Annotated in this window: 13 protein-coding genes and 4 pseudogenes; 9 read left to right on the top strand and 8 right to left on the bottom strand. The window is 36.0% G+C overall.

Annotated elements, in window-relative coordinates; genetic code table 11:
* Nucleotides 1–189: 189 nt before the first annotated feature.
* On the bottom strand, nt 190–1,101 hold the full coding sequence (locus MOC86_RS25710) for a sigma factor regulator N-terminal domain-containing protein (protein ID WP_268586742.1): 912 nt from the start codon (nt 1,099–1,101) through the stop codon (nt 190–192).
* Entirely contained in the window at nt 1,086–1,592 is a 507-nt protein-coding gene (locus MOC86_RS25705; protein ID WP_268586741.1) for an RNA polymerase sigma factor, read from the bottom strand. The genes MOC86_RS25710 and MOC86_RS25705 overlap by 16 nt, the downstream gene beginning before the upstream one ends.
* A 565-nt stretch (nt 1,593–2,157) precedes the next feature.
* Here MOC86_RS25705 and MOC86_RS25695 point away from each other — a divergent pair.
* Nucleotides 2,158–2,763, top strand: a complete 606-nt coding sequence (locus tag MOC86_RS25695; RefSeq protein WP_268586740.1) for a hypothetical protein — start codon at nt 2,158–2,160, stop codon at nt 2,761–2,763.
* A gap of 159 nt (nt 2,764–2,922) precedes the next feature.
* A pseudogene (locus MOC86_RS25690) lies at nt 2,923–3,149 on the top strand (DDE-type integrase/transposase/recombinase); the annotation flags it as partial.
* Nucleotides 3,150–3,435: 286 nt separating this feature from the next.
* Here MOC86_RS25690 and MOC86_RS27580 read toward each other — a convergent pair.
* The 3 genes from MOC86_RS27580 to ggt form a co-directional block, all read right to left on the bottom strand.
* Entirely contained in the window at nt 3,436–3,519 is an 84-nt protein-coding gene (locus tag MOC86_RS27580) for a putative holin-like toxin (RefSeq protein WP_419146691.1), read from the bottom strand.
* Between the two features lie 52 nt (nt 3,520–3,571).
* Nucleotides 3,572–3,937 carry a hypothetical protein gene (locus tag MOC86_RS25685; RefSeq protein ID WP_268586739.1) on the bottom strand — a complete coding sequence of 122 codons (366 nt, stop codon included), beginning with the start codon at nt 3,935–3,937 and terminating at the stop codon, nt 3,572–3,574.
* Between the two features lie 61 nt (nt 3,938–3,998).
* On the bottom strand, nt 3,999–5,597 hold the full coding sequence (gene ggt, locus MOC86_RS25680) for a gamma-glutamyltransferase (protein ID WP_268586738.1): 1,599 nt from the start codon (nt 5,595–5,597) through the stop codon (nt 3,999–4,001).
* A gap of 361 nt (nt 5,598–5,958) precedes the next feature.
* Here ggt and MOC86_RS25675 point away from each other — a divergent pair, with 361 nt between their 5' ends.
* The 3 genes and pseudogenes from MOC86_RS25675 to MOC86_RS25665 form a co-directional block, all read left to right on the top strand.
* Nucleotides 5,959–6,564 (top strand): sigma-70 family RNA polymerase sigma factor, encoded by a 606-nt coding sequence (locus MOC86_RS25675; protein ID WP_268586737.1) that lies wholly within the window; start codon nt 5,959–5,961, stop codon nt 6,562–6,564.
* Nucleotides 6,565–6,576: 12 nt separating this feature from the next.
* Nucleotides 6,577–6,822, top strand: a complete 246-nt coding sequence (locus MOC86_RS25670; RefSeq protein WP_268586736.1) for a hypothetical protein — start codon at nt 6,577–6,579, stop codon at nt 6,820–6,822.
* A gap of 144 nt (nt 6,823–6,966) precedes the next feature.
* Nucleotides 6,967–7,194 (top strand): annotated as a pseudogene (locus MOC86_RS25665) (IS6 family transposase); the annotation flags it as partial.
* A 451-nt stretch (nt 7,195–7,645) separates the two neighbouring features.
* Here the strand turns inward: MOC86_RS25665 and MOC86_RS25660 are convergent.
* Nucleotides 7,646–8,353 (bottom strand): annotated as a pseudogene (locus tag MOC86_RS25660) (IS6 family transposase).
* A gap of 273 nt (nt 8,354–8,626) precedes the next feature.
* Nucleotides 8,627–9,481 carry a chemotaxis protein gene (locus MOC86_RS25655; RefSeq protein WP_268586735.1) on the bottom strand — a complete coding sequence of 285 codons (855 nt, stop codon included), beginning with the start codon at nt 9,479–9,481 and terminating at the stop codon, nt 8,627–8,629.
* Between the two features lie 1,704 nt (nt 9,482–11,185).
* Here MOC86_RS25655 and MOC86_RS25650 point away from each other — a divergent pair.
* The 3 genes from MOC86_RS25650 (at nt 11,186) to MOC86_RS25640 (ending at nt 14,660) form a co-directional block, all read left to right on the top strand.
* Nucleotides 11,186–11,419: a L,D-transpeptidase gene (locus tag MOC86_RS25650; protein WP_268586734.1), complete on the top strand. Its 234-nt coding sequence runs from the start codon at nt 11,186–11,188 to the stop codon at nt 11,417–11,419.
* 87 nt (nt 11,420–11,506) lie between these two features.
* The gene (locus tag MOC86_RS25645; RefSeq protein WP_326847765.1) at nt 11,507–11,743 is read left to right on the top strand and encodes a L,D-transpeptidase; all 237 of its coding nucleotides are present in this window, start codon (nt 11,507–11,509) and stop codon (nt 11,741–11,743) included.
* Between the two features lie 1,150 nt (nt 11,744–12,893).
* Nucleotides 12,894–14,660 (top strand): ABC transporter ATP-binding protein, encoded by a 1,767-nt coding sequence (locus MOC86_RS25640; protein ID WP_268586733.1) that lies wholly within the window; start codon nt 12,894–12,896, stop codon nt 14,658–14,660.
* A gap of 693 nt (nt 14,661–15,353) precedes the next feature.
* Here MOC86_RS25640 and MOC86_RS25635 read toward each other — a convergent pair.
* Nucleotides 15,354–15,697, bottom strand: a pseudogene (locus MOC86_RS25635) (helix-turn-helix domain-containing protein); the annotation flags it as partial.
* 113 nt (nt 15,698–15,810) lie between these two features.
* On the opposite strand from MOC86_RS25635, the gene MOC86_RS25630 reads away from it, so the two are divergent.
* Nucleotides 15,811–16,048: hypothetical protein (locus MOC86_RS25630; protein ID WP_268586732.1), on the top strand; the 238-nt coding region annotated here is incomplete at its 3' end.

Below are 16,048 nucleotides of genomic sequence, written 5' to 3'. Positions count from 1 at the left end.
TACAATCATTGAGAGCCCATTGCTAGAAAAAGTTTAATTTATAATCGCTATATAAACCAAATAACCTCTTTGATACTTAATTCAAAGAGGTTATTTTATTTCTACTATTAATAAGCAGTGTTACGTTAAGTGGTTTTTGTGTATCCTAAATCACCTAAAAACAAAGTTTTTCATACAATCTTCTGCTCACTATTTTGTTGGTTTAATATAAGGAACAATTTGTGCAGTGGCCCCTACGGAAGCCCCACGAATAAAGCTCTTATTTTCTAGACTTTTAAAGTTTTTAGTTTGGCCCGTCACCATGACTCCCAAAACTTTGACATCCTCAAACGGTTTATTTTTATTTGACTGTAAGAAGTTTTGGATAGTCTCTTCATTCCCATTTTTATCATACTCTTTAAGGGATTTAATAAAGCTATGGTAGGCCTCCTTTGGTGAACTAGATGGATTAAAACCATAAACCGGCATACCAGAAGATCCTTTACTTTCATCTACAATTGGAGGGGTCATATACAGCCACACAATGTTTAAGTTATTAGGAATTTGTTCCTCAATTTCCTGGAATGTATAAGGTTTATCAAAAGAAAGTGCAACTTCTGCTACATAATTGTCCATTTGTAAAATTTCCTTTAAATCATTTTGTATACTGTCATAATATTTTTGAATGGATGGATGGTAAAAGGTCGCCACTTTATTCTTTGTTTGTTTATCATATTCATAGAGTTCTTTACCTTCTAGATAGGATCCTGGTATTAACTCGTTATAATCAATATTAACACGTAGCCAATCATATGAACTTGTAAGCGTGCTCCATGGTATTAAATAGCCATCTACATTTTTAGAACGATTTGTAATAATATTACCGCCAAACATAGAAGAATTATTCGTAACCTGAGAATCGATTTGAATATTAGGTTCAGCAATTTCATTATGTAAAAAGAGCTGTTCATGAAGTCTTGTAGAACTTTTTGCAGCAAAGTAATTTCCTATTTTATAAAGGACGGGTAAAGTAATAAGTACCACAATAATTGAGATGACAATAATCTTTAGTAATTGTCGTCGCTTCGCTTTTCTTAAAGCATCTTTTAACGAATGTTCCATCTATGTCTTCCTCCTATTTTTGAGTGAATCGACTTACGTGCACGGAATAATTTTTGCTTCACACTACTTACTTTAAGATTCAAAATAACTGAAATTTCTTCGTATGAAAAATTATAGTAATACTTTAAAAAGAAAACTTCCCTATATTCTTTTTTGATGTCTTTTAATAAGTAGACAATCTCCTCTTTATTTAGAAGGGCCTCCAGTTCACCATCTGTGTATTGGAGCTTTGAATAAATTTTCTCTGTTAAGTGGATGTTTTGGTGTTCCTTCTTTCTCTTTAAATCAATGTACTCGTTAAGTGTTACTCTAAAGAACCATGGGCGAATATTGTTTTCTGTTAGGTCATCCAATAGCGTGTATACTTTGTAAAAAGTATTTTGAATAATATCCTCCGCATCTTCTTTTGTCGATCCTTTTGCTAGTAAGAACTTCAGTACTTCCTCTCCTAAATGGATAAGATAGGAAGCTAATTCATCTTCTTGTTTCATCCTTTTTCCTCCCTATACTTATACACCGAATAGACAACGACAAAAGTATACACTTTTGATAAAAAATGGAACATTCTAAAATTTATAATAAAAAAACTCAATTTTCATAGTAGAAATTAAAATACAACACAAAAAACAGTCCGTAAAAGTATAATTAAATGATAAGAAAAAGCTCAAACTCGTTGGCATTCAACGAGTTTGAGCTTTTATTACTTCCTGTAATAAAGGTTATGTTAACTAATAAATATTAAATTTCATATGAGGGAGCCATGACCCCTACAAATCCAATTGCTCCTGCAAACGATATTCGTGATTTTTCATTTTGTATTCCTCCTTTATACCATAATAACAGTAAAAGGCGGAGAGGAAATATTACACCTCCTCGCCAGATAGTTCTTTTTCCTAAGTAACGATATAACGTTGTTGCTCCAATTCCTGTAGCTTCTTTAATTTGAGATAAGGAGTAGTCTTTACTTACATACATTTTCAGGAAGTTGGTAGGATTTACAAAATGGTGATTGGTGGTATAACCTTATTACAAGATGATTCAAAGGAGTGAATAATCGTGAGTGTAGATATCCAGAATACCGAATTTGAAATTGAAAATTATAAAGTTTATGTTGGACCAAGCCGAATGATTGATCCTTCAAGTGGTTATGCACTTTTTATGTGTGAACCAAAAGAAGGAAATGAAACTAAATTTTTAGGTATTCTAAAAACGAAAAAGGGCGACATTATTTATCCAGAAGTAGATGAACATCATGCAGGTTTAATTAATGCGTTGATGCGAAAAGCAAATCAGATTCTAGACTCTTCAGAGGCAGTTCATAATACAGAGCTTGATTCTGATACATTGCTAAGCGAAACAATAAAGTTTGTTGAACAAGATCTATATCCAACAAATGATGAAGATACTGTAATGAGTTTTGATTTTGGTGGATTTTTAAACTCTGTTGGTAACACAGTCAAAAGTGGTTTTGATACCGTAAAACATGGCCTTGAGGAAGTTGGGAAAGGTATCGTAAATGTTGGTGATAAAGTGATTACGGCTGGGAAAGTCGCTATAGATTTGGGATTAAGTATGGCAGACCGAGATGGATTCCATAGGCATATGCACGACACTGCTGAAGATTTAGAAAAGTTAGGATTGATGAATAAAAAAGAAGAGTAGGGTATTAACTTGTTGGTTGAAAAGTGCTATCCTTTATGCAACAATCGGGGCAATACTTACATTAAAGTATTGCTCCATTTCTTATGGAACTATCAGGGCAGCATTTCTGTAATAAATGACTGCTATAAATACAGTTTGTGAAGAAATGTATCGTGCGAACAAATAAGGCAGGTGAAATATCTTAATAACATAGTGGAACAAGATCATCGTTTTATTAAAAAGAGAGTTTGTTCTATGTTAGGATTGAAATCCTTTCGTACAGCCAAATCTATTCTTTCGGGAGTAGAGGCGATGCATATCATTAAAAAAGGACAACTTGCTTTACAGGAAAAGTCTTCCAAAATCAAGTGAAGTTCATTCATCAACTATTTGGAATAGCTATATAAGAACAGATTTCACCAGGAATCTATATACCTCTTTCAGATAGATGCAATCTTTGCACCAGAACCGGAAAAGTTGATTATAGGACTTTCTTAATTTTATAAAGTGGAGTTGCCATTAAGGCAACCAAAAGGTACTAGAAAAAGATAGTCCTTTTCTTAAGGGAATCAGGACCAGGATGTGGCTATCATCCTGGCCTAATATGCAATAGATTGCCCTACAAAGGGGTAGTTCTTTAAAATTAATATCTTACCAAATAACCACCCTTAATGCTTGGTAGGCTCAGGGTGGTTATTTCTTGTTACGAAATGCCAGAATATTGATAATTAAAACCCCAAACGCAGTTACTAAGGTCATTGCCTCAAATACTGACATAGTATCCACCCCCTTTCTATAAGGGGATGAACCACCACCCATGCGAGCCGTTCTATTTTGGTGTTTTAGCTTTCACTAATGTTTCCGCAATTTCTTTCAATTGATCATCCTGTATGACACATTGGATTATAGTGATGTCTGACGAATTTTCAACTGTGATATTTTCCCTTTGCTTCATTAAGTCATTTTCAATATCATGAAGTTCTCTTTGCAGCTTATTTTTCTTAATCTTTAATAGCCCCTTGATGCTTTTTTCATTGTTTTGTTTTGGAAAAGCACCATTACTCATAGCTTTCAATATCTGAACAATCATTAGCCTCTGCTCTTCTGTGTGATAGATCTTAACATTATGTGAATCTTTTATTCGTACAGTTTGTTCTTGATCTTGATTTTTCACATCAATTTCTTGCCTAGCCAATGCTTTCCCTCCTCGATGATATTGGAAAATTAGATAGATCCACATCAAGCCTATTGATCTACTAATAACCTATAGCGCACCCGTCTTTCCTCGGGTCAGATCCTCCTTGCAGCATGTTGGAAACAGGGTCAATTAAAATGCCCTGGAATCCACCAAAGATATCAACGGCTGAAATCAGCTTATGGCCTTTGTCTATTAAATCTAATCTTGCTTTACTCGAAATTTCTGACTCTACGGCAACTCCGTTGTGAGCATGACAGAATCGCGCTACTTCTCCAGCTTCTTGAATATTCATGCCAAACTCTAGCAAGTTCAGTAACACCTGTACTTGGCCTTGTGGCTGCATGTCTCCTCCCATCACACCAAAGGAGAAGTACGGTTTCCCATCTTTAAAAACCATAGCCGGAATAATGGTATGGAACGGACGTTTCCCCGCTTCAAGTCTATTAGAGTGGGTTTCATCCAAGGAAAACGATGCCCCCCGATTTTGTAAGATAAATCCTGTATCAGCCGGAACAACCCCTGAACCAAAGTGGCCAAAAATACTGTTAATAAAGGAAACAACATTCCGGTCCTTATCTACCACGGTTAAGTAAACCGTATCACCTTTTAAGTCAAGACCGGGACCGACATTCTTTAATGCCTGATTCTGGTCGATCAGTTGGCTTCGCTCTCGTGCGTATTCTTTTGAAAGCATTCGCTCAATCGGCACATCTGTAAACTCGGGATCAGACACATAATGATCACGATCAGCATAAGCTAACTTTTTCGCTTCAATCAAGAGATGAAGATATTCAGCTGAATTATGACGTAATTCCGATAATTCGAAATTTTCTAATATATTAAGCATTTCGAGCGTAGTGATTCCTTGGGTATTCGGTGATATTTCATATACACGGTAGCCCTTGTAATCCGTGTATATCGGCTCTACCCAAGTCGATGTGTGATTAGCAAGATCATCGTAGGAGAGGAGACCGCCGTTTTTCTCCATATAATTTGAAACCTTATGCGCAATTTCCCCTTTGTAGAAGGCGTCTCGGCCTTTCTCCGCGATTTCCTGCAGTGTTTTCGCCAACTGTGGCTGTTTAAAATGTATACCATCTCTAGGAGCTTGATCATTCAGCAAGTATACAGATGCGGCTTCTTTATTATGCCGTAGAAGGGATTCATATCGTCTCCATTGCGCAGCGATAATTTCCGAGACGGGAAATCCTTTCTCTGCATACTCGATTGCAGGCTGTAATACTTGATTAAATGTCATAGACCCATGTTTGTCAAGCATCTCAGCCCATCCATCTACCGCTCCGGGCGTGGTAACTGACAAAATTCCTGTTTCTGGAATTTCTTTAAAGCCCCGTGACAAGAAATAATCTCTAGTCGCTTTTCTTGGTGCTCGTCCACTACCATTTAGGGCTTCAATTTTTTTAGTTTTTTGACTGTACATAAGTGCGAACATATCACCACCTAGTCCGGTCATCGACGGTTCTACCACAGCTAATGTAGCTGCTGCTGCAACTGCGGCATCAAAAGCATTCCCACCTTGATGCAAAATACGTAATCCTGCCATTACTGCTAAAGGTTGACTTGTTGCCACCATCCCATTTGACGCATGCACGACAGAGCGTGTAGCTTCTGGGTTTCCTGCGGGGCGATCTGCCATTACTTATCCTCTCCTCACGTGTAAGTAGTATTGAAACAGCCGGCTGTTACTTTTATAAAGAGAAATAAAATCGCAAAAATCAACCAATAAAAAAATTTTTTCCAAATGGAGTTTTCATTATCGTGTATCATCATCATCCTTCATTTTCGGTCCAATCCCTAAAAGATGTGCCATTCTCTCCATTGTAGAGGAGTTACAGCATGTCACCAGATCTATTAGAGTTTTAAGAATAGAGCATTTTGGTAAGAAACCCGAAACTTTTCATAATAAACCATGCGCTGTGTTAGGTTTTTAGGTAAAAATTACCTTCGGTTGATTTTTATCCCATTTTATTCTCTTTATACATATAAGGGGGGAAACGATGCAAAAGGATAGAGGATATTATAACAAGCAAAAGTTTCAAGAATTTCTAAAGTCAAACTTCAAATTGATCAACCAGCCTGTGGTTAAAGAATTTTTAAAGAAAGGGGAGAACTATTCGTTATTTATAGAGGCCGTGTGTTTTCCTAATCGTCGAAACGTAGAGGAGTTAGATCAAAAATTTAAGAAATTTTATTTTCAAGTCCGTTTTATCAAATACCTTTCAAACCTTATTTATTATTATTCTATTGACTTAGACAGAAAATATCGTACTTACGATAAGTACTTTCCCTTAATTCTAGATAAGCCCGTTCAAGAAAGTCAAAATGCTACCTCTCTTCTGGATTTTTTAGAATCTTACAGTCCAGACATAAGTGAATTAATTTTAACCGAAGAAGATGATTTGCTTACTTATATTGAGGATCCGAAACTTCATCAAGTATTGAAAACACTTACAGATAAACAAAGAAAAGTATTAGAACTTATTTACGTGTATGATTTTAAAAACAAAACCATCGCAAAACTGTTCAACGAATCTCCACAAAATATTTCGAAAATTCATAATAATTCAATTAAAAAATTAAAAAACCAATTGAAAGTTTATTAGGAGGGACAATTCATGGAAAGGTTCTGCGATAAAAATTTTTTTCAAATTTCACCTGAATCTCCTTTTTTTGACGAATATGTTATCAAGCTAATGGATCCCAAAATCAAAAAAGTGTTAAATAATGTATCGGCTAGGAATCGTGAGGATATTGAGCAAGATTTAAAATTGAAAATTATTGAATCAATAAACAATGTCAAAATAGATCAAACTCCTGGTTTTTGGGAGTTCAAAAAGAAAATTGAATCTCACCCGTATTAAAACATATGGTTCTGGTGCAAAAAATTTAAACTGATTGTAAGTAATCTATTAAACTTGAACATACTGATACTACTATTCTAGAAAAGGGGTGTGATCGGTATGAAAACGAAAAATTTATTCAAGTGAAGGCACTATCAGTCTGATATGATTTTGCAAACAGTAAGATGGTATCTACGGTACAACTTGGGCTTTCGTGATTTGGTGAAAATGATGGAGGAACGGGGCTTATCTATTGCTCATGCGACCATTATGCGTTGGGTACATCAGTATGGTCCTGAATTGGACAAACAAATCTGTCGTCATCTCAAGCAAACCAATGACTCCTGGAGAGTCGATGAAACGTACATCAAAGTAAAAGGGCAATGGATGTACTAGGGATACGCTTTCCCTCTATCATTGGATAGAGCCTAGCCATTTACACTTCACCCTTTGGTGACTTATAGAAAGGGATAACCACAAGACGAGAAAACCCACCCGAAAAGAGCGCTTCCCCCAGTGGAAAACGCTCTTACATCAGGGGTATACCCTATATGGCATCCCAGTATAAAGTCCTAAACACTAATTAGTCATTACCGTTTTCAACTTTTCCATTGCCTACATTAATAAGTTGACTTAGAAGATTATTCAAAAGCTCAAGATTGATCATGATCCCACCCCCATGTTTTCATGGATAAATACTGTGCATAATCCAATACTAGGATATATCCTGCACATGTAAAACTATACCATCTTATATCAATCTTTTCCTATTACTATTTATGGTTCTGGTGCAAAGATCGCGTTTGTTTGAAAGAGGTATATAGATTCCTAATGGAATCTGTTCTTATGCAACCATTCTAAATAGTTGATGAATGAACTTCACTTGATTTTGGACAGACTTGTCCTGTAAAGCAAGTTGTCCTTTTTTAATGATATGCATCGCCTCTACTCCCGAAAGAATAGATTTGGCTGTACGAAAAAATTTCAATCCTAACATAGAACGAACTCTCTTTTTAATAAAACGATGATCTTGTTCCACTATGTTATTAAGATATTTTACCTGCCTTATTTGGATGCCTACGGGCATCTTTTTTTCGTTTTTTAACTCTTCAATCGCTATAGGATAGGCTGGGTTCTTGTCTACTGTGATAACATGAGGATTTGAAACATGAAAAGACCGCAAAGCTTTCTTGAAAAAGCGCTTTGCAGCCTTATGATCTCTTGTTTTACTTAAATAAAAATCAATCGTATTTCCTTCTGAATCAACGGCACGATATAGGTACATCCATTGAGCTTTGACTTTCACATATGTCTCATCGACCCGCCAAGAATCATTGATTGGCTTAAGATGATGTCGTACTCGCTCATCTAATTCAGGACCATACTGATGAACTCAACGCATGATGGTTGTATGAGCCATAGATAGTCCGCGTTCTTCCATCATTTCGACTAAATCACGAAAACTGAGGTTGCACTGTAGGTACCATCTGACTGTTAGCAAAATAAGGTCCGGCTGATTATGTTTCCACTTAAATAAATTCTGTTTTTCCATAACTGAATACCATCCCTTTTCCAGATTGATAGTATCAGTATGTCCAAGATTTAGAGATTAGTTTCAAGTCAGCTTAAATTTTCGCACCAGAACCTAGATTTCTAATGGAGTCTGTTCTCAAATAATATTAGGATGATCATGTTTCTATTTGAATTCTATTGTTTTTTCTTTCATACTGATACACATCCCTTTTAGTTTAGTAGTATCATTATATCCAGGATTCGGGGGTTCATTGCAATGGTCTCGAACGTCCTTGCACCAAAAACAGTTCATTTATACATCATTTATATGCCTCCATGTACGAACTAATCCATCTACAATGGGGTTAATAACGTCCATATCTATAAAATAACTTGAATGACATAATGGATTCCAACTCGTTAATAAGTTTCCTATATTAACCTCTCTATCCTCGGTAACAGAGTTTTTATAATTTTCACTCACATCCCTTAATGGATAGCCTAAAATATCATCTTTATCATAAAAATTTATCCACTCACCTTCCAAACCAGGATAAAAATCTCGAAGTTTTGTAGATGGAATATTTATAGGGCGATCAAAGTTATGATAACGTAAACTCCATAGCGGCAGTGCCGTCCCTAATGTATAAAATAAGGTTAAGGTCTCCCCTTTTTCCAAAGGGGATGATTCACTAACAACTGAGGTAACATCATTTTGTTTAAATTGTAAGTCGTAGAAGTAATTACTCGCAATAACCGAACCTAAACTATGTGAAATAACACATAAAGGAGTATGGTCACCAGATCTCTTGGAAAGAACGTTAAGATTTTTGCCTATTTCCTCATGTACTCTTTCATAATTATGATTCACTGTCTCTACAGGTTGATATGCGATACTATCTCCTAAATAATGAATAATAAACTTTCGTAGCTGTTGATAATCTAAATGGTTATCGAGAACGGTTTTTTGAAATAATTTTTCCTCCCTTTCTGAAAGAACTCCTCCCCAGTGTATAGGTTGAATAATAAGGTAGGGGGAAGGGTCATCAACTAAATGTTTTAACTGCTTTACAAACCTTTTATGGATTAAGGTGATCATTTCCTCGGCGAATCCTGGTATTTGATTACCCATTCCATGGATAATGGCTACGGCTAGACTTTTGAACATTTGTATCCTCCTTTAAATGTAAATTTAAACTGTATTTCATTCACTACATACCGGTTTTTACTCCAACTTATCAAAGTGTTCTGATTTTAGCACAGGAACTCTTTTCTAGAAACATAGAATGTAAACCTCTTGAAAATATAGGGAGAAAGATGAGAAAGCAATCCCTAGGATTGGGGAAGATCTAGTTAAACACTTCGTAAAGAAGAACGGTTACCCCGCAGAAGACAACAAACATATGGAAACAGTTTTTTCTTACTAGGGATAGTATGAATGTTTCTTAACTTAAAGGTAGGTCTACATTTTACGGGATTCAGTTAGTTCCCTGACAATGACATACCCATAGCCCCCTTTATGTTGAAATGTTAATTTTATCCTTAACTATTATATTATCATTTTACTGTTCATTTTATGAATCATTCTCTAACCTTAATTCTCCCTATTTAGATGTTTACCGGCATCTTTTTTTCTATGGATAGTCGTCCTGAACCACCCCCTAAGTAAAAAACTATATCTAATCACTCCAAGGGGATTTTTAGAGCTGTTGAGCCTTTAAGTTCCCACCCAAGTCGATTTTTTAGCACGCGAGAAAATATATGGTGAGAGTAACCTCTTATTGGCATAATCTCCGTTTTGGAAACAGGGCATTCCATTCAAAGAAATTCGATACCAATTAAAAAAACTTTACTATTAATTTAATTGAACACACACATATCAATAAATTACTTGTAAATCCCTCAAAAAAAGAATTATTTCGGGTTATTTTTTTCAGTCTTTTCAGACAATTTATTGTTTTCTTTTTCAAAAAATGGTATAATTTTCAATGATATAAAAGTAAAGGGGGGAAATGGTATGGAATTAGTAGATGGCATTGTGTCTGGTCTACCTATTGTGGGTCCTATTTTAGATGGTCTTCTAGGTGGTCTTCTAGGCGGCTAAGTTAAATCCGAATAATCAAATCTCTCAGTGGTATCTATAAAAACCTCCCCTAATAGAGAAGGTTTTTATAGATGCTGGTATGAGTATGTGAGAAATATAAGGAGACGAAAGGGTTCTTAGTGACTTCTACTTTATACTAAGAGATCGGATAGTTGATGAATAAGGTTCACAGATAGGATTCCCTCTTTGAAATGATGATCTTTTTTTATCATATACATGGCTTCTATGTAACTAAATATGTAGGTAGCTGTATGAAGGAAATTTAAACCCAATACAAGGCGAGTTCAAATCCTTACAAAATGATAATTTCGTGTCACTTGTATGATAAGGAGGGGCACTTTTCTTATCTATATGTATACCCTCAAGTATACACTTCGCTCCCTTTCAAATCATGAATCGGTATGGGGGCAATCAGACCACTTTCTGAAAAGGTGCTGGGTTTCCCGTTCCTCCCCTGATTTACTTAGATAAAAATCCAAGGTATCTCCTCCCTGAATCCCCTACATGATATACATACGTCCAGTGACTTTTTACGTTATATACATTCTATCGATCTCCTCGTGGGTTCCCTATTGCCTTAATTAGAAAAGTTTTGATTCCTTATATCAGTCACACCCAGATCCAGTTTTTAGGGTAGCAGTATCGTTTAGGGACCAGTTTGACGGATTGTTGACAATGGGATTGAAATTCCTACGTCGCAACTATTCCTTTGCAATAAAATACTTTTTATCGTCTTTTATATGAAATATAAAAAAAGGAACGTTAGATATGAAGAACATGTTACTAAAATTAATGGCCATTTTCACTTTACTCATGGTCACATTATGTGGGGTTACAAGGGGAAAAACGGAAGCCAGTGCAATAGACCATCGAGACCTCATCATCATTAATAAATATTACAATAAAATTGCTTATTTCCATGACGGATATTTAGAAATGGTAGAGCCTGTAGCCACGGGGAAGAGGTGGGATAAAACACTAGTAGGATTTTTAAGGTGGTGAATAAAATTAAGAATCGCCCCTACTATACAGGTAATATTCCTGGAGGTGATCCTAGTAATCCCCTCGATAAGCGTTGGTTAGGATTAAATGCGAATGGTACACATGGGGATACATATAGAAATTCATGGTAATAACAATGAATCAAGCATTGGAAAATACGTGAGTCAGGGGTGTGTTAGAATGCATAATGATGACATTGAGAAACTTTTCGATAAAGTCCAAGTAGGGACCCCAGTTACCATTACGTACTCTTATAAAAGTTTTGCAGAACTAACCGATCTGTATGGATATGAATTCCAAGGTTACCGTTTAAAAACGTCATGAATGAAAAAATAGTGTAACCATTCATCTTGACGGAGAAGATGCCTCGATAGAGACTTGAAATTTGCATTTATTAGGGGTCGTACAATATACAGCCTTCATAATGCTGAACAATCTGTAAATCAGGACCTAAATCCATTGTGGAAAAGACAGATAATATTGATACCGCCCCCCTTTTTCCATACCTGTATCAAATGAACAGGTATGACATTCCAATACAAGTGCATTAAGGTAACTCCTCTCTCCTTTACCCGACCTTCTAACCACAAGTAAGCACAACATTCAATTTAGTTTGGATATAATTTGTCCCTCACGAAAATAGGTGATGGGGCCTAAAATAGAAAGATTTGGAAACTTTGGTTTGTGGATAGCTGTGGTATCCCTAGTCAGAATGATTACTTAAGATTCGGGTTTTAATACCATACTACTAGGAAGGTATCGCTCTTATATTAACCCTCTTACCTATATAGGTGTTGGCTTGGATTGTTAATAATTCAGGTTTAGGAAAGAAATTTAGGCTCTAAATATCCTGAGGATCAAAGAGGGAATGAATAATATTTTTAATAAAAGCAGGTCAATTGAATCAATTTTTAAAAATAGATAAATAGTAATAGAAAATAAGTAGTATAAAATGGTATAGTTTTAAGTGTACACGGAACATCCTTATACTGGATTCCGTACAATATTTATCCTGAAAGCACGAAGGGGGTGGGATCATGATAAATCTTGAGCTTTTGAATAATCTTCTAAACCAACTTATTAACGTTGGTAATGAAAAGGTTGAAAACAGTAATGATTAATTATTATTTAGAGCTTTATATGGGGATGCTGTGCAGATAATCCCTCTGATGTGAGAGCGTTTTCCAATGGGGGAAACGCTCTTTTTAAATGGGTTTTCCCGTCTTGTTATTTGCCTTTTTTATAAGTCACCAAAGGGTGAAGTGTAAACGGAGAGGCCCTATTCCATGATATATGTAAAGAGTATCCCGAATCGGACCACTGAAATTTTGTTGGGACTCAGGTCGCAAAAGAATTGTATCCTTTTCCTTATAGTAAGAAACAGGAGTTAGGGAGCGCAAACTTTGGTCAGATACTTGGTCCTGAAAATAGCTCCTTCTCGTGCCTTATAAGTCTATGTATAGGAGAGATAAAAATGAAGAAAGCACAAAAGTCGGGGGATTGGCAGCCATTTATTAATCTTATTAGACAAACTAATCCATCCAAACCAATGTTGATGGGTGCGATTTCGATGAGTGTTACATCGACGATTGTCGGGCTTTTCATTCCCTTTTTCACCAAAAACCTTGTGGACGGTTTTTCACTGACTTCACTTAATCAAGTGACGATTTTTGTTTTGGTTGTTGCCTTTATCGCCCAGACAATCGCTGGGGGTCTTTCGATTTATTTATTAAATCATGTTGGTCAGGATGTCGTTGCCAGCCTAAGAAAACGTTTGTGGAAAAAACTTCTCGTGCTACCGATTCCCTATTATGATAATCATCGTACCGGTGAAATGATCAGCAGGATGACAAATGATACGGGGGTGGTTAAAGGGCTCATCACTAACCATTTAACTAGTTTTTTCATGGGAATTATCTCGATTATTGGCTCTATTACGATTCTACTAATTATCGATTGGAAAATGACATTGATTATGCTTATTGCAATACCCATCACCCTTTTGATTCTTATTCCTCTAGGAAGACAAATGCTCAAGATTTCAAGAGGGCTTCAAGATGAAACAGCCCATTTTACAGCGATGATTACTCAAGTACTGTCGGAAATTCGTCTTGTAAAAGCATCAAACGCAGAATCGGTAGAATACAAAAATGGAAAACATGGCATTTCTAATCTCTTTCAATTCGGATTAAGGGAAGGGAAAGTCCAATCGATGATTTCCCCAATCATTTCATTGATTCTGATGGCACTTCTTGTGGTCATTATTGGTTATGGTGGGATGCAGGTTTCCTCCGGAGTGCTGTCGGCTGGGGATTTGGTCGCATTCATTTTATACCTTATTCAAATTATTATACCAACAACGCAATTTACGACGTTTTTTACTCAGCTTCAAAAAGCGAAAGGAGCAACAGAAAGAATTATCAAGACACTCGAACAAGGTGAGGAGGATCATACCTCTGGACGGAAGCTTCAAAATACCTATCAGCCAATTATTGTAGAACGTTTAACGTTTGGCTATGAAAGCGGAAAAAATGTGCTAATGGATTTAAATTTCATAGCAGAGCCAGGGAAAGTGACCGCAATTGTTGGACCAAGTGGTGGAGGAAAAACAACACTTTTTTCACTTTTGGAAAGGTATTATTGCCCTCAGGAAGGAACAATTAGAATTGGGTCCGATTCAATTAGTCACTTTTCACTTGAATCATGGAGAAGACAGATTGGTTATGTATCACAAGACAGTCCGTTAATTGCCGGAACCATACGGGAAAATATTTGTTACGGCATGGGAAAAAAGGTCAGTGATGAGGAGCTGCAACATGCTGCAAAAATGGCTTATGCTGATCAATTTATCGACGAACTTCCAGAGGGATATGAAACGGAAGTCGGGGAGAGAGGAATCAAATTATCTGGTGGTCAGCGTCAAAGGATTGGTATTGCACGTGCTCTCTTGAGAGATCCAAAGATCCTTATGTTAGACGAAGCAACATCAAGTCTCGATAGTCAATCAGAAATTTATGTACAGAAGGCACTGAAAAATTTAATGGCCGGAAGAACAACGCTCGTAATTGCCCACCGTCTTTCTACTGTGGTGGATGCGGACCAAATTTTATTTATTGAAAAAGGCAGGATTACTGGAAAGGGGACACACAGAGAACTCTTCCATTCTCATACAATGTATCGTGAATTCGCTACTCAGCAGTTACGTTTACATACTACCACGGACGAAATTGAAATCATGTAGAGTTTTCGATCAAGGACCTTGCTAGACAATAATTATACTCTTATGAATGATTGAGTCTCATTTTGATTAGAGAACCGAACATGTGGTGATATTGCAACAAATTTTTGGTCACGTGGATTCGTCTGTTACCCCATGGTATATTAATGAATATTAAATTGAATAAACCCTAGATAGTCCATCATCCTTCATTTGCATAAGGCTTCCTAACCAGGAAAATCAAAAAAATATTAGATTAGTGTAATCTAGTGGTTTTCTCAAGGATTTTAATCTTATAAATCTAGAGTGAATAAAATGGACTTATATGCAGGTTTATAGGTCCTCCAATCTTATGAATGTTTGATATACAGTCTCATTTCAGGGAATGAAAAGTAAGACTTGGATATAATGGATTTAGTGATAAATGAGATGTGGAAACCTAACAAAAAGGGATATCTATGAATCCATGTTAGGGAGTCTGAATAGAAAAGGCTCGATTACTCTTAAGTTGAAAAGGGTACTGGCCTTTTTTGTTTAAAGAAATAAATGATAAATTCTCCTTATCTTAAAAGCCACCATTTGAGATACATAGATTTTGGAACGTCTTTTGATACACTTTAGTGATTAAATAAATGTAATTTGTTACCATAAAAGAATGTATTCGGAAAATCACTACTTTCTGAACACAGCCTTTTTTATGTAAAAAGATTCGAAATTTCATAGTTTTGTGTCCAATAGTCCATAACAGAATCTATGTTTAGTATCTACCTCTTTATCCAAATATCGATAAATCGTGGTGTGGGGAACATTCCATATTGCGGTAATATCTTTTATAGGTTTCCCATTGGAAACTAACGTTTGTAGCATATCTAAATCTTTTGGAGTGAATGTTTCAGGTCTTCCTCCTAGACGCCCTCGAGTTCTTGCAGCTTCTCTTATTGCCATAAATCTCTTAATAATGGGTTTTGTTCAAATTCAGCCAAAGCAGCAAATAGATGAAACATAAGTTTATCCACTGTAATATTTTCTTGTAAGCTGAAGAAACTGATTTCTTTCGCATTTTAGTCATGTGTAAAAGGAATAAATCAGTATTATTTAGGTAAATATTCCCTTGTAAAAAAAGGTTTATATTGTAATATGAGCTTGTATTCAGTTATTAGGGAGGGATAGCAAATTGAAAAAACTTAATATTCTGACTTGTGTGGTGTTGGCCTGTTTATTAGTGGTTACTGTAATCGGATTTGATGGAAAAGTTAACGCTAAACCGAAAAATGACCCTGAAAACAATGGAGTTCCGGCCTTTGGGGTGATGAAGAAAAATTATGTAGCATGGTGGGAGGAAAAAGCTAAACATGATGAATACGCCAAGGAGCAATGGGAGACATTTAATCAACTAAATGAAGGACAAAAAA

It is taken from the genome of Priestia endophytica (genome assembly GCF_026790145.1).
In the GTDB taxonomy this organism is placed as follows: Bacteria; Bacillota; Bacilli; order Bacillales; family Bacillaceae_H; genus Bacillus_I; species Bacillus_I endophytica_A.
This window is presented reverse-complemented; position numbering and strand designations above follow the sequence as displayed.